This is a genomic window from Sphingomonas guangdongensis, assembly GCF_900199185.1.
GTDB classification, from domain to species: domain Bacteria; phylum Pseudomonadota; class Alphaproteobacteria; order Sphingomonadales; family Sphingomonadaceae; genus Sphingomonas; species Sphingomonas guangdongensis.
This window is the reverse complement of the sequence record NZ_OBMI01000003.1, coordinates 64924-83733: the sequence shown is the minus strand read 5'-3', so window position 1 is coordinate 83733 and position 18810 is coordinate 64924. Positions and strand designations below refer to the sequence as shown.

14 protein-coding genes are annotated in these 18810 nt (G+C 69.8%); 9 read left to right on the top strand and 5 right to left on the bottom strand.

The features are described 5' to 3' along the window. Window positions 1-83: 83 nt before the first annotated feature. The 9 genes from CRO12_RS12360 to dgcA all read left to right on the top strand — a co-directional run bounded on the left by CRO12_RS12360 (window position 84) and on the right by dgcA (window position 12686). On the top strand, window positions 84-2486 hold the full coding sequence (locus tag CRO12_RS12360) for a glycoside hydrolase family 3 N-terminal domain-containing protein (RefSeq protein WP_097064396.1): 2403 nt from the start codon (window positions 84-86) through the stop codon (window positions 2484-2486). A gap of 152 nt (window positions 2487-2638) precedes the next feature. Next, window positions 2639-3763 carry a glycoside hydrolase family 43 protein gene (locus CRO12_RS12355; RefSeq protein WP_245858486.1) on the top strand — a complete coding sequence of 375 codons (1125 nt, stop codon included), beginning with the start codon at window positions 2639-2641 and terminating at the stop codon, window positions 3761-3763. 100 nt (window positions 3764-3863) lie between these two features. Then, entirely contained in the window at window positions 3864-5309 is a 1446-nt protein-coding gene (gene xylB / locus CRO12_RS12350) for a xylulokinase (RefSeq protein ID WP_097065045.1), read from the top strand. Further along, window positions 5309-6622, top strand: coding sequence for a xylose isomerase (xylA, locus tag CRO12_RS12345; protein ID WP_097064395.1), 1314 nt, complete (start codon window positions 5309-5311; stop codon window positions 6620-6622). The genes xylB and xylA overlap by 1 nt, the downstream gene beginning before the upstream one ends. Window positions 6623-6797: 175 nt before the next feature. Continuing rightward, the gene (gene paoA / locus CRO12_RS12340) at window positions 6798-7427 is read left to right on the top strand and encodes an aldehyde dehydrogenase iron-sulfur subunit PaoA (protein WP_097064394.1); all 630 of its coding nucleotides are present in this window, start codon (window positions 6798-6800) and stop codon (window positions 7425-7427) included. Beyond that, window positions 7424-8374 carry an FAD binding domain-containing protein gene (locus tag CRO12_RS12335; protein WP_097064393.1) on the top strand — a complete coding sequence of 317 codons (951 nt, stop codon included), beginning with the start codon at window positions 7424-7426 and terminating at the stop codon, window positions 8372-8374. Before paoA ends, CRO12_RS12335 begins: the two co-directional genes overlap by 4 nt. A 5-nt stretch (window positions 8375-8379) precedes the next feature. Then, window positions 8380-10578 (top strand): aldehyde oxidoreductase molybdenum-binding subunit PaoC, encoded by a 2199-nt coding sequence (paoC, locus tag CRO12_RS12330; RefSeq protein WP_097064392.1) that lies wholly within the window; start codon window positions 8380-8382, stop codon window positions 10576-10578. Between the two features lie 108 nt (window positions 10579-10686). Further along, window positions 10687-11697 carry an N-acetyltransferase DgcN gene (gene dgcN / locus CRO12_RS12325; RefSeq protein ID WP_097064391.1) on the top strand — a complete coding sequence of 337 codons (1011 nt, stop codon included), beginning with the start codon at window positions 10687-10689 and terminating at the stop codon, window positions 11695-11697. After that, complete coding sequence (gene dgcA / locus CRO12_RS12320) at window positions 11673-12686, top strand: N-acetyl-D-Glu racemase DgcA (protein WP_342747233.1); 1014 nt, start codon at window positions 11673-11675, stop codon at window positions 12684-12686. The genes dgcN and dgcA overlap by 25 nt, the downstream gene beginning before the upstream one ends. On the opposite strand, the gene CRO12_RS12315 is transcribed toward dgcA, so the two are convergent. The 5 genes from CRO12_RS12315 to CRO12_RS12300 all read right to left on the bottom strand — a co-directional run bounded on the left by CRO12_RS12315 (window position 12683) and on the right by CRO12_RS12300 (window position 18796). Continuing rightward, window positions 12683-14986, bottom strand: coding sequence for a GH92 family glycosyl hydrolase (locus CRO12_RS12315; RefSeq protein ID WP_097064390.1), 2304 nt, complete (start codon window positions 14984-14986; stop codon window positions 12683-12685). The genes dgcA and CRO12_RS12315 overlap by 4 nt on opposite strands. Window positions 14987-15026: 40 nt before the next feature. Further along, on the bottom strand, window positions 15027-16178 hold the full coding sequence (locus tag CRO12_RS12310) for an aldose epimerase family protein (protein ID WP_425443033.1): 1152 nt from the start codon (window positions 16176-16178) through the stop codon (window positions 15027-15029). A gap of 136 nt (window positions 16179-16314) precedes the next feature. Next, window positions 16315-17598, bottom strand: coding sequence for an MFS transporter (locus tag CRO12_RS12305; RefSeq protein ID WP_097064389.1), 1284 nt, complete (start codon window positions 17596-17598; stop codon window positions 16315-16317). A gap of 8 nt (window positions 17599-17606) precedes the next feature. Beyond that, entirely contained in the window at window positions 17607-17822 is a 216-nt protein-coding gene (locus tag CRO12_RS17790; RefSeq protein ID WP_144033606.1) for a hypothetical protein, read from the bottom strand. A gap of 23 nt (window positions 17823-17845) precedes the next feature. Then, complete coding sequence (locus tag CRO12_RS12300) at window positions 17846-18796, bottom strand: SDR family oxidoreductase (RefSeq protein ID WP_097064388.1); 951 nt, start codon at window positions 18794-18796, stop codon at window positions 17846-17848. Window positions 18797-18810 lie beyond the last annotated feature (14 nt).

Here is an 18810-nt window from a genome sequence, read left to right as displayed (position 1 = left end):
CAAGCTCGAGGGCAGGCTATCTGGTAGCGCTATCAAGAGCAAGGCGCAGCAAACCGCCGTTTCTCGAGCGTGAGAGGATCCCCATGACGATCGCCGACCACCATCTCCGCCCCACGCGGCGTGCGCTGCTCGGCTGGCTCGGCACCGCCTCCGTCATCGCCCTGACGCCCGGTGGCGCGGCCCTCGCGGCGGCCCCGCCCGTCTACAAGGATGCGCGCGCACCGATCGACCTCCGGGTCCGCGACCTGCTCGCGCGCATGACGCTGGAGGAGAAGGTCGCGCAGCTGATCGCGCTGTGGGGCACCAAGTCGCAGGTGATGCGCGACGGCGGACTCGACTTCGATCCCGACAAGGCGAGCGCCGCCTATCCGGCGAGCTTCGGGCAGATCACCCGACCCTCCGACCGGCGCGGCGGGCCGGCGGTAGCGGCGGTTGCGGGCGGCACGGGCGCGCGGTGGCGCAGTGCGGACTCGACGATCGGCTTCGTCAACGCGGTGCAGCGCTGGGCGACCACGCGCACGCGGCTCGGCATCCCGGTGCTCTTCCACGAGGAGTCGCTCCACGGCTTCATGGCGCCGGACGCGACGATGTTCCCGCAGGCGATCGGCATGGCGGGCGCGTTCGACCGCGACATGATGCGCACCGTGCAGGCCGTGGTCGGCCGCGAGGTCCGCGCGCACGGCAGCCCGATCACCCTTTCCCCCGTCGTCGACATCGCGCGTGATCCGCGCTGGGGCCGGATCGAGGAGACCTTCGGCGAGGACCCGTATCTGTGCGGGGAGATGGGCGTGGCGGCGGTCGAGGGGCTGCAGGGCAACGGCCACACGCTCCAGCCCGGCAAGGTGTTCGCAACCCTCAAGCACATGACCGGCCACGGCCAGCCGCAGGCGGGCAACAACATCGGCCCGGCGCCGATCGCCGAGCGCGAGCTGCGCTCCCACTTCTTTCCGCCGTTTCGCGCGGTGGTGGAGCGGACCGGGATCGCCGCCGTGATGCCGAGCTACAACGAGCTGGACGGCATCCCCAGCCACGCCAACCGCTGGCTGCTGACCGACGTGCTGCGCGGCGAGTGGGGCTTCGACGGCGCGATCGTGTCCGACTACGGCGCGGTGGAGGAGCTGCAGACGATCCACCACGTCACCGCCGACCGCGAGGCGAGCGCCCGCGCCGCGCTCCACGCCGGGGTCGACAGCGAGCTGCCGGACGGCACCTGCTACCGCACCCTCGTCCAGCAGGTCCGTGACGGACAGGTCGCGATCGCCGATGTCGACGCGGCGTGCGCCCGGATGCTGACGCTGAAGTTTCGCGCCGGGCTGTTCGAGAACCCCTTCGCCGACCTGCGTGCCGCCCGCGCGATCACCGGCAACGCGGAGGCACGTACGCTCGCCCGAAAGGCGGCGGAGAAGTCGCTGTGCCTTTTGACCAACGACGGCACCCTGCCGCTGCGCCTGGGCGCGCACCGGCGGGTGGCGGTGATCGGTCCCAACGCGGCGGTTGCGCGGCTGGGCGGCTATTCGGGCGCGCCCAAGCAGGAGATTTCGCTGCTGGAGGGCATCCGCGCCAAGCTGCGCGGGCGTGCGGAGGTGCTTCACGCGCAAGGCGTCTTCATCACCCAGTCGGAGGACCGCTCGGAGGACGAGGTGCTGCTCGCCGACCCGGCGAAAAATCGCGCGCTGATCGCGGAAGCGGTCATGGTCGCGCAAGGCGCCGACGTCATCATCCTGGCGATCGGCGACACCGAGCAGACCAGCCGTGAGGGCTTCGCCAAGAACCACCTGGGCGACCGTACCAGCCTGGACCTGCTCGGCGAGCAGAACGCGCTGTTCGACGCTCTGCACGCGCTCGGCAAGCCGGTGGTCGTGTGTGCGATCAACGGCCGTCCGCCATCGTGGCCGAACGTCGTCGCGCGCGCGAACGCTGTGCTCGAATGCTGGTACCCCGGTCAGGAGGGCGGCACCGCGGTGGCGGACGCGCTGTGGGGCGACGTCAATCCCGGCGCCAAGCTGCCGGTCACCGTCGCGCGCAACGCCGGGCAGCTGCCGCTCTTCTACGACGCGAAGCCGAGCGTCGGCCGCGGCTACCTGTTCGACACGACCGCGCCACTGTTCCCGTTCGGTCATGGACTCAGCTACACCCGGTTCGAGGTGAGCACGCCCGTGCTCTCCGCCGCGCGAATCGGACCGGCCGGTACGGTCGACGTCGCGGTCACCGTCCGCAACGCGGGCGACCGCGCCGGCGACGAGGTGGTCCAGGTATATGTCCGCGACGAGGTCGCGAGCGTGACCCAGCCGGGCAAGAAGCTGGTCGGCTTCCAGCGCGTGACACTGGCCCCCGGCGAGACGCGGACCGTGACGGTCCCGCTCGACCGCCGCGCCTTTGCGCTGTGGAACCGCGAGTTGCAGGAGGTGGTCGAACCCGGCCGCTTCACGATCATGGCCGGGCCGAACTCGCTCGATCTGAAGAGCGCGACGCTGGAGATCGCGTGATCCACCGGCGCGCAGTGACGAAGCAACTCTGCACGCCACCGAACTGTCTCATTCGATAACTAGTTACGCTTGCGAAGCGCTTCATTGCTTCGTAATGTTAGCGCTATCGTGATCGCCGCAGCAGACGGCGTGCCAGCCAGGAGACGGACTTCGTGACCACTGCCCGCTTCGCCCTTCTCGCCGCCGCAGCCTTCTCGCTGCCAACCGCTGCCTGCTCGCAGGCACCGTCCGGCAACACCGCCGCGCCCACCCAGACCGCGACTCCGGCGGCCGGCGACGCGGCGCCGGCGGCCAACGTGCGCTACCTGTCGCAGCCGCTGGTCAAAGAGATCTACACCGCCGACCCGTCGGCGCACGTCTTCAACGGCCGCATCTACGTCTATCCCAGCCACGACATCGACGCAGGCATCCCGGACGACGACCTCGGCAATCAGTATGCGATGCGCGACTACCGGGTGCTGTCGATGGACCGGATCGGTGGACCGGTCACGATCCACGACGTGGCACTCGACGTGAAGGACGTGCCCTGGGCGTCCAAGCAGATGTGGGCACCGGACGCGGCCTACAAGAACGGCACCTACTTCCTGTACTTTCCCGTCAAGGACAAGCAGGGCATCTTCCGGATCGGCGTCGCGACCTCCAAGTCGCCGACGGGGCCGTTCAAGGCCGACCCGCAGCCGATGCAGGGCACCTACTCGATGGATCCGGCGGTGTTCACCGACGCCGACGGCACCAGCTACCTCTACGTCGGCGGGATCTGGGGCGGCCAGCTGCAGAACTGGGCGACCGGCACCTACAACAAGGATGCCGGGGTCACCGACCTAAAGCAGGACGACAAGCCCGCGCTGATGCCGCGCATCGCGCGCCTCGATGCCGGCATGAAGCAGATCGCCGAGCCGCTGAAGGAGGTCCAGATCCTCGACGAGCAGGGCAAGCCCGTGCTCGGCGGCGACCATGATCGCCGGTTCTTCGAGGCGTCATGGGTCTTCAAGCGCGGCAATACCTACTACTTCACCTACTCGACCGGCGACACGCACAAGATCGCCTATGCGACCGGCACCTCGCCCTACGGCCCGTTCACGTACCGCGGCGTGGTGCTGAACCCGGTGCAGGGCTGGACCAACCACCACTCGATCGTTCAGGTCGGCGATCAGTGGCACCTGTTCTATCACGACACCCAGCTGTCGGGTAAGAACCACCTCCGCAACGTGAAGACCGCGCCGCTGACCTTCAATGCGGACGGCACGATCCAGACCGTCGAGCCGCTGCTGAAGTGATGGGAATGGCACACCTGACCACCCCGGCGCAGGCCGCGGTCCAGTTGCGAGTGTTCCGATGCTGGACCCCGGCCTCCGCCGGGGTGGCGGTGTTTGCCTGATGTTCCTGGGCATCGACATCGGCACCTCCGGCGTGAAGGCCGTCGTGCTGGACGAGGCCGGCGCGGTCGCCGGGCAAGGCACCGCCGCGCTGACGGTGCAGCGTCCGCAGCCGCTCTGGTCCGAGCAGGATCCGGAGGCGTGGTGGCAGGCAACCGATGCCGCGGTCCGCGCGATCGACCCGGCGGTCCGCCGCTCCGTCCGCGGGGTCGGCGTCGCGGGTCAGATGCACGGCGCCACGCTGCTCGGCGCCGACGACCGGCCGCTCCGCCCCGCGATCCTGTGGAACGACGGCCGTTCGTTCGCCGAGTGCGAGGAACTGGAAGCGGCCGCCGACTTTCGCGGTGTCGGCGGCAACATCGTCATGCCGGGCTTCACCGCTCCCAAGCTTGCCTGGGTCCGCCGGCATGAGCCCGACACCTTCGCTCAGGTTCGTACCGTTTTGCTGCCCAAGGATTACGTCCGGCTGCGGATGACGGGGGACAAGGCGTCCGACCTGTCCGACTCGGCCGGAACGCTGTGGCTCGACGTGGCGGGACGGCGGTGGAGCGAAGCGCTCCTGGCCGCGACCGGCCTGAGTGAAGCGCAGATGCCGCGGCTGTTCGAGGGGTCTGAGATCACCGGCAAGCTGACCGCCGACGTTGCCGAGCGCTGGGGCATGCCGTGCGTGCCGGTCGCGGCGGGCGGCGGCGACAATGCGGCGGGTGCGGCCGGGGTCGGCGTGGTGCAGGACGGCGACGCGCTGCTGTCGCTCGGCACGTCCGGCGTCATCTTCGTCGCGACCAGCGACTTCCGGTCCAATCCCGGCCGTGCGGTGCACGCCTTCTGCCACTGCCTGCCCGGGCTGTGGCACCAGATGGCGGTCCACCTGTCGGCCGCATCGTGCGTCGATTGGGTCGCGCGCATCACCGGCGCGAGCGGCGCCGCCGAACTGTTCCAGCGTGCCGAGGCCGTGGGCCCGGCGAGCGGCCCCGAGCTGTTCCTGCCCTATCTCTCCGGCGAGCGGACGCCCCACAACGATCCGCTGGTCCGCGGCGCGTTCCTGCGGCTCGACAACGACAGCGACGGTCCACGGCTCGCGCAGGCGGTATTGGAGGGCGTCGCCTTCGCGCTCGCGGACGGCGTCGATGCGCTGCGTGACGCCGGCACTACGGTTGACCGGCTCGCCGTCATCGGCGGCGGTGCGCGCTCGGGCTATTGGGGACGCATCCTTGCTGCCGCGCTCGGCGCCGAGCTCGTCTATCTTCAGGGTGGAGAGGTCGGGCCGGCACTCGGCGCCGCCCGCCTCGCCCAGCTCGCCGTCGACGGCGGCGATCCCGCGACCGTCTGCGCCGCCCCGCCGACCGCACGCGTCGTGACGCCCGAACCCGACCTCGTCGACCGCCTCGCGCCCAAGCGCGAGGCGTTCCGTGCCGCCTACCCGCAGATCTCGCCCAGGAGCCACTGATGCCCGCCAACGATTATTTCGCCGCGATCCAGCCGATCAAGTTCGAGGGGCCGGAGACCGAGAACGAGCTCGCCTACCGCTACTATGACAAGGACCGGGTCGTGCTCGGCAAGCGGATGGAGGACCACCTCCGCTTCGCCGTGTGCATGTGGCACACCTTCTGCTGGCAGGGATCGGACGTGTTCGGCCCCGGCACCTTCCACCGGCCATGGCAGGCACACGCCCACTCGGGCGAGGCGGCCGCCGCGAAGCGCGAGATCGCGTTCGACTTCATCAAGCGGCTGGGTGTCCCCTTCTACGCCTTTCACGACGTCGACGTGATGGAGGAAGGCAAGACGACGGCCGAGTACGGCCGCAATTTTCAGACCGCCGTCGACCACCTCGAGCAGCTCCAGGTCGATAGCGGCGTCAAGCTGCTGTGGGGTACCGCCAACCTCTTCTCCGATCCGCGCTACATGGCCGGGGCGGCGACCAGCCCGTTTCCGGAGGTCTATGCGTGGGGCGCGATGCAGGTTCGCGCGGCGCTCGAGGCGACCCACCGTCTGGGAGGCGCCAACTACGTCCTGTGGGGCGGCCGCGAAGGTTACGAGACACTCCACAACACCGACCTGAAGCGCGAGCTCGATAACTTCGGCCGCTTCCTGAGCCTCGTCGTCGAGCACAAGCACAAGATCGGCTTCACCGGCACCATCCTGATCGAGCCGAAGCCGTTCGAGCCGACCAAGCACCAGTACGACTTCGACACCGCGACGGTGTACGGTTTCCTGAAGCGCTACGGGCTGGAGGACGAGGTCAAGGTCAACATCGAGGCTAACCACGCAACCCTTGCCAGCCACACTTTCGAGCATGAGATCGCGACCGCCGGTGCGCTCGGTATCTTCGGTTCGATCGACGCGAACCGCGGCGACCCGCAGAACGGCTGGGATACCGATCAATTCCCGAACTCGGTGGAGGAACTGACGCTCGCCAACCTGGAGATCATCCGGGCGGGCGGGTTCACCACCGGCGGGTTCAACTTCGACGCCAAGGTCCGCCGCCAGTCGATCGACGCGGAGGACCTGTTCCACGGCCATGTCGGCGCGATCGACGTGGTTGCGAAGGGCCTGCTGAACGCCGCCAGGCTGATCGAGGACGGCCGGATCGACCAGTGGAAGGCGGAGCGCTACGCCGGCTGGAACGAGGGGCTGGGTCAGGAGATTGCCGGCCTCGACCTCGCGGGTATCGCCGACCTGGCGATCGAGCGCGACCTGGACCCCAAGCCGCGCTCGGGCCGCCAGGAGCGCATCGAGAACCTGATCAATCGCCTCGCCTGACGTTCACGCACCGGCGGGCTACACCCGCCGGTGCGCTCGTGCGCCGTTCGCCACGGTCCGCTTGTAAAGAAACATTGGCGGGCATCAGTCGAAGGCTTTGCTCGCCACCGCGCGGGCGCTATCCTGGTCCCATGTCGGAGCCGCACATCGTCGGCTGCACGGAACAGGAACACTCATGTCCTTGAAGGCGGATCTCGAAATGTCACGACGCGGCGTCCTGGTCGGCGGCACCGCGGTGGCGGCGCTCACCACCGTGCCGGCCGAGGGGCAGGCTCCCCGCCCCGCGCCGCCGGCTGCGATGCCGGTGTCGCTGGAGGTGAACGGCAAGCGCCAGACGCTGGAACTCGACACGCGCACGACCCTGCTCGATGCGCTCCGCGAGCACCTGAAGCTGACGGGCACCAAGAAGGGCTGCGACCACGGCCAGTGCGGCGCCTGCACGGTGATCGTCAACGGCGAGCGGATCAATTCCTGCCTTTCCCTCGCGGTGCAGCATCAGGGCGACAAGGTGACGACGATCGAGGGGCTGGGCTCACCCGACAAGCTTCATCCGATGCAGGCGGCGTTCGTGAAGCACGACGGCTACCAGTGCGGCTACTGCACGCCCGGGCAGATCTGCTCGGCGGTGGCGGTGCTCGACGAGATCAAGCGCGGCGTGCCGAGCCACGTCCAGGCGGACGTCGGCAAGCGACCGACTGCGAGCAATGCGGAGATGCGCGAGCGGATGAGCGGCAACATCTGTCGCTGCGGCGCCTACTCCAACATCCTCGATGCCATGACCGAAGTCGCGGGGGCACGCGCATGAAGAGCTCCACCTATGAGCGTGCGCGGACGCCGGCGGAGGCCGCGGCGGCCGTTGGGCGTCAGCAGGGCGCCAAGTTCCTGGCGGGCGGCACCAACCTGCTCGACCTGATGAAGCTGGAGATCGAGACGCCGACCCATCTGGTCGACATCCAGGATCTGGGTCTGGACAGGATCGAGAAGACCAAGGAGGGCGGCCTCAGGATCGGCGCCTTCGTCAGCAACACCGCGCTCAGCGCCGATGCGCGCGTCCGCCGCGACTATGCGGTGCTGACCCGCGCCATCCAGGCCGGCGCCTCCGGCCAGCTCCGCAACAAGGCGACGACTGCCGGCAACCTGCTCCAGCGCACCCGCTGCCCGTACTTCTATGATCCCAACATGCCGTGCAACAAGCGCAAGCCCGGCAGCGGCTGCGCGGCAATCGGGGGCTATTCGCGCCAGCTCGCAGTCGTGGGCTCCTCGGACAAGTGCATCGCCACCTATCCCGGCGACATGGCGCAGGCGATGCGCGTGCTCGACGCGACCGTGGAGACCGTCAAGGCGGACGGTGCCACCCGCGCGATCCCAATCGCTGACTTTCACCGCCTCCCCGGCGATCAGCCGGAGAAGGACAATGTGCTCGAGGCAGGGGAGCTGATCACCGCGGTGACGCTGCCCAAGCCGATCGGCGGCAAGCACTTCTACCAGAAGGTGCGTGACCGTGCCTCCTACGCCTTCGCGCTCGTGTCGGTCGCTGCGGTGATTCAGCGGGATGGCTCGGGTCGTGTTTCCTTCGGGGGCGTCGCGCACAAGCCATGGCGGGTCGCGGAGGCGGACGCCGCGCTCTCGCTTGGTGCGAAGGCTGCGGCCGAGCGGGCCTTTGCCGGCGCGACGCCGACTGAGGACAATCGCTACAAGATCACGCTGGCGGAGCGCGCGCTCGCCTCCGTCATCGACCAGGCAAAGGCGTAACGCACATGGAGTTCACCGCACCCGCCGAGACGAACCTGTTCGACAATGCAAAGGTCGTCGGCAAGTCCACGCTGCGGATCGACGGCCCGCTCAAGACCACCGGACGCGCGCCCTACGCCTATGAGCGCCACGATGTCGCGCCGGACGCAGCCTACGGCTACCTCGTCGGCAGTGCGGTGGCGAAGGGCCGGCTCACCGCACTCGATACTCGTGATGCGGCGAACGCGCCGGGCGTGATCGGGATCGTGTCCACGCTCGATCATTCGGCACCGCTGCCGACGGGCACCGGCAACAACACGGCATTGTTCGGCGGTGCGGAGATCCGCCATTATCACCAGGCGATCGCCTGCGTCGTCGCAGAGACCTTCGAGCAGGCCCGTGCTGCGGCTGCGCTGATCCGCCCTAGCTATGCACGGGTCGAGGGCAAGTTCGACCTCGCCGCCGCCGCGCCATCCGCGCCGATGGCGAAGGACGGCAGCGGCAAGCCCGACAACAAGAAGCTGGGCGACTTCGACGCGGCGTTCGCCAGCGCACCCGTCAAGATCGACCAGCGCTACACGACGCCCGACGAGAGCCACGCGATGATGGAGCCGTTCGCGACGACGGCGGCGTGGGAGGGCGACAAGCTAACGCTCTGGACCGCGAACCAGATGATCGCCTGGTGCAAGAGCAGCATGGCGACGATCCTGTCGATCCCGAAAGAGAACGTCCGCGCGGTCGCGCCCTACATCGGCGGCGGGTTCGGCGGAAAGCTGTTCGTGCGCGCCGACGCGGTGGTCGCGGCGCTCGCGGCGCGCAAGCTGAAGCGGCCGGTCAAGGTCGCGATGCAACGTCCGCTGATGGTCAACAACGCAACCCACCGTCAGGGCACGATCCAGCGCATCCGCATCGGCGCTGGCCGTGACGGGCGGATCACCGCGCTCGCGCATGAGAACTGGTCCAGCAACATCAACGGTCAGGACGGGGAGAACGGCACCGCGCAGACCGCGTCGATGTATGCCGGCCCCAACCGGCTGCAGGCCAACTACACCGCCCAGCTCGACCTGCCGGAGGGGAACGCGATGCGCGCGCCCGGCGAGGCGGTCGGCCACTTGGCGCTGGAAGTCGCGATCGACGAGCTGGCCGAGGCGGTTGGAATGGACCCGGTCGAGCTGCGCATCCTGAACGAGCCGGCAACGGTGCCGGGCACGCCGGAGAAGAAGTTCTCCGACCGCAACCTCGTCCGCTGCCTGCGCGAGGGCGCGGCCCGGTTCGGCTGGGACAAGCGGCAGGCGAAGCCCGGCACCGTTCGTGACGGTCGCTGGCTGGTCGGCATGGGCGTGGCGGCCGGTTATCGCGGTTCTCCGACCATGAAGTCGGCAGCGCGCGCGACGCTGGAGAACGGCCGGGTCGTGATCGAGACGGACATGACCGACATCGGCACCGGCTCCTACACGATCATCGCGCAGACCGCGGCGGAGACGATGGGCGTGCCGCTGGCGCAGGTCGACGTACGCCTCGGCGACTCCGACGACCCCGTCTCCGCCGGTTCCGGCGGCCAGTGGGGTGCGGCGAGCTCCACCGCCGGCACCTACGCCGTCTGCCTCGCGCTGCGCCGTGCGGTTGGGCAGAAGCTCGGCTTCGATGGCGACGCGGCGACCTTCACCGACGGCCGCGTCGTCGCGGACAATCGCAGCTGGCGGCTCGCCGACGCCGGCAACCTGTCCGTCACCGACGAGATGAACTTCGGCCGGTTCAAGCGCGACTTCGACATCGGCACCTATGCCGGCCACTTCGCCGAAGTCGGCGTCGATCGCTACACCGGTGAGATCCGCATCCGCCGCATGCTCGCGGTCTGCGATGCCGGACGCATCCTCAATCCGCTGTCGGCGCGCAGCCAGGTGATCGGCGCGATGGTGATGGCGGCGGGATCGGCGCTGATGGAGGAGCTGGCGGTCGACAAGCGCTTCGGCTTCTTCGTCAACCACGATCTGGCCGGATACGAGGTGCCGGTCCACGCCGACATCCCGCACCAGGAGTGCGTCTTCCTCGACACGCTCGATCCGGTGATCTCGCCGCTGAAGGCCAAGGGCGTCGGCGAGCTCGGCATCTGCGGCCCGGGCTCGGCGGTAGCGAATGCAGTCTACAACGCGACCGGCATCCGCATCCGCGACTATCCGATCACGCTCGACAAGCACCTTGACCGCTTGCCCCAGGTCGCCTGACCGTTCTGCATCTGCAACGGACTGCACTGTCCGGCGCGGCGGTAGCATGCTAGCGTAGCCGCTCAATCGGCGAGGCGGAAAGCCGCGCGGCCGGCAGGGGGAACACACATGCTAGAGCCGCCATATTTGCTGTACTTGGGCGGTGCCGCCGACACGATCGCCGCGAAGACCGCGCGCGGCCTGGCGGTGTGGCGGCCGGAGCAGTGCATCGGGCAGGTCCGCACCGATCCCGCCGGCATCTCGGTCGGCCTGCCCGACCTGACGATGGACGAGGCAGCCGCCGCAGGCGCGCGCACGCTGGTGATCGGTGTCGCCAACGCCGGTGGCATCATGGCCGAGCGGACCGTCGCCGACGTGCTCCTGGCGCTCGATGCCGGCCTGGACGTCGCGAGCGGGCTGCACCAGCGGCTCGCCGACCAGCCCGCGATCCGCGACCGTGCCGCCGCCCTCGGCCGCCATCTGTGGGACGTGCGCGAGCCGCCGCCGGGGCTGAAGGTCGGCACCGGCGTGCCCCGCGCGGGCAAGCGGCTGCTGACCGTCGGGACCGACTGTTCGGTCGGCAAGATGTACACGACGCTCGCGATCGAGCGTGAGATGCGGACCCGCGGTATGTCCTGCGACTTCCGTGCGACCGGGCAGACCGGCATCCTGATCTCGGGCGCGGGCATGCCGATCGACGCGGTCGTCAGCGATTTCATCTCCGGCGCGGTGGAGCAGCTCTCCCCCGCCCGCGACGACGATGGCTGGGACCTGATCGAGGGCCAGGGATCGCTGTTCCACCCGTCCTACGCGGGCGTGTCGCTCGGCCTGCTTCACGGCGCGCAGCCCGATGCGCTGGTGCTCTGCCACGAACATGGGCGAGAGCGGATGCGCCACATGACCCATCACCGGGTGCCGCCGCTCGCCGACTGTCTGCAGCGCAACCTGGAGGCGGCACGGCTGACCAACCCCGACGTCATCGCCGTCGGCGTGGCGCTCAACACCAGCGGACTGGACGAGAGGACGGCGCGCGACGCGTGCACGGAAGTGGAGATCGCGCTCGACCTGCCCTGCGCCGACCCGGTTCGGCACGGGGTCGGCGCGATCGTGGATCGGTGGGCGGTGTGCTTCGGGCGGTAACCGCCGAGATCGAGCGCTGGCCGCTGCGCACCCCCTTCCGCATCGCCCGCGGCGTGCGGACGGAGGCGGAGGTGATCGTGGTGACGATCAGCGAGCACGGCGTTACCGGCCGCGGCGAGGGATCGGTTACGCCACGCTACGGCGAGAACGTAGAGCAAGTGCTGGCGCAGGCGCGAAGAGTCGCCGGCGAGGTTGCCGCCGGCCTGACCCGAGAGGAGATTCGCCGCGTCATGCCGCCGGGATCGGCGCGCAACGCGATCGACTGCGCGCTGTGGGACCTGGCGGCGAAGCGGGGCGAGATCGCGGCGACCGCGCCGCTACCACCGGTCACGAGCGCGATCACGCTCGGCATCGACACGCCGGAGCGGATGGCCACCGCCGCCGCTGCCGTCCGCGACGCGCGCCTGGTCAAGGTCAAGGTCGACGGGCGCGAGCCGGAGGCCTGCCTGCGCGCGGTTCGCGCCACGCTGCCCGACACCCGCCTGATCGTCGACGCGAACGAAAGCTGGACGATGGCGCAGGTGGAGGCACTCCAGCCGGTACTCGCCGGGCTCGACATCGCGTTCCTGGAGCAGCCGCTGCCTGCCGCCGACGATGCGGCGCTGGAAGGTTTCCGCGGCCCTGTGCCGATCTGCGCGGACGAATCCTGCCACGTCGCCGCCGATGTGGCGCGGCTCCGCAACCGCTACGCGTACGTCAACATAAAGCTCGACAAGACCGGCGGGCTGACGGAGGCGCTGGCGCTTCACGCCGCCGCGCGCGACGCGAACATGGGCGTGATGGTCGGGTGCATGATCTCAACGTCCCTGGCGATCGCGCCCGCGCTCCAGATCGCGGCGCGCGCGGACTGCGCCGACCTCGATGGTCCGTGGTGGCTCGCGGGGGATCGCGCGGGCGGCGTCGGCATTGCACCCGACGGCACGGTCACCCCGCCCGCTCCCGACTTCTGGGGACCGCCCCGCCTCATCGACACGGGCACACCGGACTAGCGGGCCGCTGCCACGCTCGCGGAGAACGGGCGCTCGGCGGGTGTGGTCGCCCAGCGGCGGTTCGGCTGCGCCGCCATGGTGAAGGCGAGCGTGCCGCCGGCCATGACCTCATCGTGGCGGATGAATCCGCGGGGCAGTGGCCGGCCGTTCAGGCGCACCTGCGCCACGTAGCGGTTGGTGTCGGACAGCCCCTCCGCCGTGACCGTGAATTGCTTGCCGCTCGGCAGGTTGAGCGTGGCGCGGTCCACGAACGGACGTCCGAGCACATATTCGTTGCTGCCGGGCGCCACCGGGTAGAAGCCGAGCGCCGTGAACACGAACCAGGCCGACATCTGGCCCAGGTCGTCGTTGCCCGACAGGCCGTCGGGCGTCGCCCGATACTGGCTCTCGACGATCTGCTTCAGCCGCTCCTGCGTCCGCCACGGCGCGCCTGCGTAGCTGTAGAGATAGGCGACGTGGTGGCTCGGTTCGTTGCCGTGGATGTACTGGCCGATCAGCCCGGCGATGTCCTCGGCGTGGCTGTAATCGACGGTTGAGTTGTCGAACTCGAACATGCGGTCGAGCTTGGCGATCACCCTGGCGTTACCGCCCATCTGACGGAACAGTTCGGCCTGATCGTGGGGCACGAACCAGCTGTACTGCCAGGCATTGCCCTCCGTGTAATCGGAGCCGTAGTTGATCGCGGTCGGATCGAATGGCTCCCGCCAGCTGCCGTCCGCCTTGCGCGCGCGCAGGAAGCCGGTGCGGACGTCGAAGCTGTTGCGCCAGTTGCCTGCCCGCTTCGCGAAGGTCGAGGCCACGTCCGGCCGCCCCATCGCCGCCGCCATGCGGGCGATCGTCCAGTCGTCATAGGCGTATTCGACCGTCTTGGACGCCGCCTCCGGCTCACGGTCGATCGGCACGTAGCCCCGCGCCATATACTCGCCGAGACCGCCGTACGGCGCGTAGCTCGCGCTTGCGACCATGGCGTCGAGTGCGGCCTGCGCGTCGAACCCGCGGATGCCCTTCAGATAGGCGTCGGCGATCACCGGTGCCGCGTGATAGCCGATCATGGTCCAGGTCTCGCGGCCGTGGAACTGCCACACCGGCAGGATGCCGTCCAGACTGGCCGCACGGCTGGCGATCAGCGACTGCACGATCTCGGCATTCACTCGCTCGGGCTGAGTCAGGGTGAGCAGCGGATGGAGCGCGCGGAACGTGTCCCACAACGAAAAGGTCGAGCGGTAGGTGAAACCATCCGCCCGGTGCACCTGGTCGTCAGGTCCGCGGTAGCGACCGTCGGCGTCGCCCCAGACACTCGGTGCGAGCATCGCATGGTAGAGTGCGGTGTAGAAGTTGGTTCGCACGGCTGGCGGCGCCGCGACGTCGAGAACGCCGAGCGCCTTCGCCCAGTGATCGGACGTTCGGGCGCGAATGGCGTCGAAGTTGCCCGCCTCGCTCGCCAGATTGGCCAGTGCGCCCTGCTCATCCACCCCCGACAGCGCGACCTTCACCTCGAGCGGCCGGTCGAGCGTGCCGAAGTCGAGACGGGCGACCAGCGCCCGCCCGAGCCGCTCGGCCACCTGATCGCTGCCACGGCCCGGGCCCTGAAAACCCTTGTACGGCACATCGCTTTCGCGATTGAGCAGCGCGTGGCCGGTGAGCGGCTGCGAGAAGCGCATCGCGAAGAACAGCTTGCGCCCCGGCGCCCAGCCGCGGGTCTCGCGAAAGCCGGTCAGCGTACCGCCGGGCCGCACCCGGAGCCCCGACCAAAGCACCTTGCCGGGGTAATTGTACAAGGACGAGCGCAGATCGACGACGAGGTGCGCGGCCTTGCCGGCGGGGAAGCGGTAGCGATGGACGCCGATCCTGCGTCCGGCGGTCAATTCGGCGCGGACGCCCGGCCGGTCGAGCGTGACCGCGTAATAGCCCGGACGCGCCTGCTCCGACGCCTTTCGGTACGGCGAGCGATAGCCTGGGCGCTCGGGCGTGCCCGCCTCCAGCGGCACGTCGTCGCCGGAGACCGGGGCCACCAGGATATCGCCAAGATCGGAGTGACCGGCACCCGAGAAGTGAGTGTGGCTGAACCCCTCGATCGTCGGGTCGTCGTAGCGGTAACCGGCGGCATGGCCGTAGCAGTCACGGATGACGCACCGCGTGTCGGTGTCCGGCGACAACTGGACCATGCCGAACGGCGCGACGGCACCGGGAAAGGTGTGCCCCTCCCCGCCGGTGCCGATGAATGGATCGACCGGCACGGGCGCGCGCTGCGCCGGTGCGGCCGTGGCGATCAGCGCGGCGGCGATCAGGACAAGACGCAAGCAGACCTCCGGGCGCGCTGGTTGAACTCCGCAGCGAGCGTCAGCGGCGCGGCGCCGCGCGGCCGACGCCGGTGAAGCGGTACACCATGGTGTTGCGGAAGGTCTCGCCAGGGTTCAGCCGGGCGGTCGGGAAGCCGCGCTGGTTGGGCGTGTCCGGGAAGATCTGCGGCTCCAGCACGATGGCGTCGCCCATCCGGAGGATGCGGTCGGCCTTGTTGATCGTGGTGCCGTCGAAGAAGTTGCCCGAGTAGAACTGCAGCCCCGGCTGGTTGGACCAGAGCTCGAACCCGCGACCGGACACCGGCTCCGTCACGCGGGCGGTCAGGTGCAGGTCGGGGGTGACGGCGGTCCCGACGATCCAGTTGTGGTCGTAGCCGCGGCCGTAGACCAGTTGTCGGTCGCTCGCGTCGCGCACCCGATCGCCGATCGCGCGGGGCTGCCGGAAGTCGAAGTTGGTGCCGCGCACGCTCGCCCGCTCGCCGGTCGGGATCGCGCCGGCGTCGGTCGGCAGGTAGGTGTCGGCCGGGATGGTCAGCAGGTGACGCATCGCGCCGCCCGGCGACCCTTCGCCTGCCAGGTTCCAGAAGGCATGATTGGTGATGTTGGCGATCGTCGGCTTGTCGGTTGTCGCACGATACTCGATGGTCAGCGCGTTCGCCTCGTCCAGGCTGTAGGTCGCCTCCGCCGTCAGGGTGCCGGGGTAACCCTGGTCGCCGTCCGGGCTGACGTAGCGGAGCGTCACCGACGCGCTCGGGCCCGAGGTCACGCGCACCACCTCCCACAGCACCTTGTCGAACCCGGCGGTCCCGCCGTGGAGCGAGTTGACGCCGTCGTTGACGGGCACCTGGTACTGGCGGCCGTCGAGGGTGAAGCGGCCCCGCGCGATGCGGTTGGCGAAGCGGCCCACGGTCGCGCCGAAGAACTGCGGCTTGCGCAGGTAACCGTCGATGTCGGCGTAGCCGATCGTCACGTCGGCGACGCGCCCGGCGCGATCTGGGACCAGCATCGACTGTAGCGCCGCGCCATAGGCGATGACCTTAGCCGACACGCCGTTGCGGTTGGTCAGCGTCACCGCGGGCACCTCGCGACCGTCCGGCAGGCGGCCGAAGCTCGACCGCTTCGCCTCCGCCGCCGCCGCAGGATCGGCCATCGCCATCAGCCCCAACCCCAGCGCCATCATCATTGCCTTCATTACCTGCTCCCCTGCATCACCGGCCAGCGGCACCGGACGCGCGCGCTGGGGCTGTTCCGCCACGGTCTTGCGCCCTGGCGAGCCCGCGTCAACGCCAATGCGCAGCCGCGGTGCCAACGGGTGGGTGGAGGCAGCGTCAGCCGAGTGCCGCGATGCGCCGCCCCGCGCGCTGGTAGAGGAGCGCGGTCGTGACGCAGGCGACCGGGACCAGCAGCAGCCCGACCGCCAGCCCGTTCTCCAGCCCCGCCGCGCTCGCGCCGTCACTCACCGCGCCGACCAGCAGCGGCCCGAGCGCCGGCCCGAACAGGCCGGATGCGATCATCGCCAGGCTGGAGGCCATGCCCTCCCGCCCGACGCCCGCCACTTGGTGCGCTACGCCGAAGGCGAAGGGCAGCGTGTAGGCAAAGGCGAACATGGCCGGGAGCATGAAGGCGACCGACACCCACAGCACGGGCACGAACAGCGAGACCAGCGTCGAGGCGCCGGCGAGCATGAACGCAATCGCGGGTGCGCGCAGGATCGTGGTGGACCCGGCCCGGACGGCGGCGTCGAAGCCGCGTCCGCCTAGCAGCGTGCCGGCGGTGCCCATTAGCCCCTGCAAGCCGCCGAAGATCAGCCCGGCCTGCGCGGCGCTCAGTTCATGGCTGCGGATCAGGAAGGTGGCGGCGAAGGCGTAGAAGGGCGCGGCGGCGAAGCCGATGCTGATCGCGGCGACGATCAACGCGCGGAACGCCGGCTGGCGGAGCAGCGCGCGGCTCGCGTCGATGAAGGAGCTCGCGGACGAAGGCCGCCGCTCGGCCGGTGTACGGCCCGCGGCGGCGAAGGCGAGCACGGAGACGACTGCCCCGAAGACGCCGGCGACCACCATCGCCATGCGCCAGCCGAAACGGTCGCCGAGCGCTCCGCCGGCCGCGAAGCCGACCATGGTGCCGAGCGGAATGCCCATGGAGAACAGCCCCAGCGCCAAGCCGCGCCGCTCCGGCCGAATGCGCCGCGCGATCAGTGCGTGGCTCGACGGGATGGCGCCAGCCTCACCCAGCGCGACACCGAAGCGGGTCGCGGCAAGCGTCGCGAAGCCGGTCGCCGCGCCGCCGAGCGCGGTCATCGCGCTCCACACCAGCGCGCAACCGACGAGCACGACCCGCGGCGACCCCTCATCGGCGAGCCGCGCCATCGGCAGCGAGAGCAGCGCATAGCAGGCGGCGAATACCACCCCTGTCAAAAGACCGAGCGCCGTGTCGCTGAGCCGAAGCTCGGCCTTGATCGCCTCCGCCAGGATGAAGGGCAGGATGCGGTCGACCTGCGCGAACACGCACACGAGGAACAGCGCCGCGAGCAGCGCCGCCGCGCGCGGACCGCGCAGGAAAGCGCGCTGACCTTGCGCATCGGCAGGGGTGATCGTTGCCGGTTGGTGCGTCATCGCTCCACTCAGCCCTGCTGGAGAGGAGAGGTAGCAGCCTGTACCGGCGGGGACGACCCGAGAGGCACACGCTCCTGCACCGGCCTGCCGCTGACCTCCCAGTGTGCCTTCCCCCACGCTGCGGCAATTCGGGGTCGGTCGTCGGACTGGGCGGCGGCGGTCAGCAGCGTTGCCGCGGCGGCAAGCAGCGCCGCTTCGATGACGGTACGAACGGGTTGGGTCATGCTCGTTCTCCGCTCGGGTCGGGTCAGGCGGCGGCGTGCCGGACGACCGCCGGACGCTCGGTGCCGAAGCGGATGCCCGTCAGTTCCTCCGACACGCGCCACAGCCGCGCAGCGACCTCCTCGTCCAGCGCCTGATGCGGCAACTTGGCGACGGTCGGATAGCCGCGCACGCCGAACAGCCCGTCCGGACCGTAGTAGCCGCCGCCGTGCGCGTCCGGCGCCGTCGCGGCGTAGAGGGTCGGCAGCGCGCCGCGCTCCGCCGGCTGGAACAGGAACGGCAGATAGGTGCGGATGCGCCCGTGCAGGCTGTTCTCCCCCGCGCCGTTGTGGATCAGGTTGGTCCGGCTGACGCCGGGATGCGCGCCGATGCTGGCCATGCCCCAGCCACCCGCGCGGCTGCGCCGGTCGAGTTCGAGCATGAAGAGCAGGTTGGCGAGCTTCGACTGCGAATAGCTCGTCATCGGCACGTAGCGGTGCTCCGCCTGGAGATCATCGAAGTCGATCCGGCCCTGCGGCGCCGCCACGCTGGAGACGGAGACGACGCGCGGCGCGCGACCGCGGCGCAGCAGCGGCAGCAGGTGCGCGGTCAGCGCGAAATGGCCGAGGTGATTGGTGCCGAGCTGCAGCTCGAAGCCATCCGTTGTCAGCGTCCGCTCCGGCGGGATCATCACGGCGGCGTTGTTGATCAGCGTGTCGATCCGCTCGACGGAGGCGGCGAGCCGTTCGGCGCAGGCGGCCACGGAGGCCAGGTCGGCGAGGTCGAGGCGCTCGAAGCGGATCGACGCGCGCGGCACCGCCCGCCGGATCGCAGCCACCGCTTCCGCGCCCTTGGCCGGATTGCGGCCGGCGATGATGGTGTCGGCGCCGGCCCGGGCGAGCGCCAGCGCGTCCTCGAAGCCGAGCCCGCCGGTGCCGGTCACCAGCGCGATACGGCCGTTCTGGGCGGGGATGTCTGCATGGGTCCAACGGGTCATGGATTGAGCCTTTC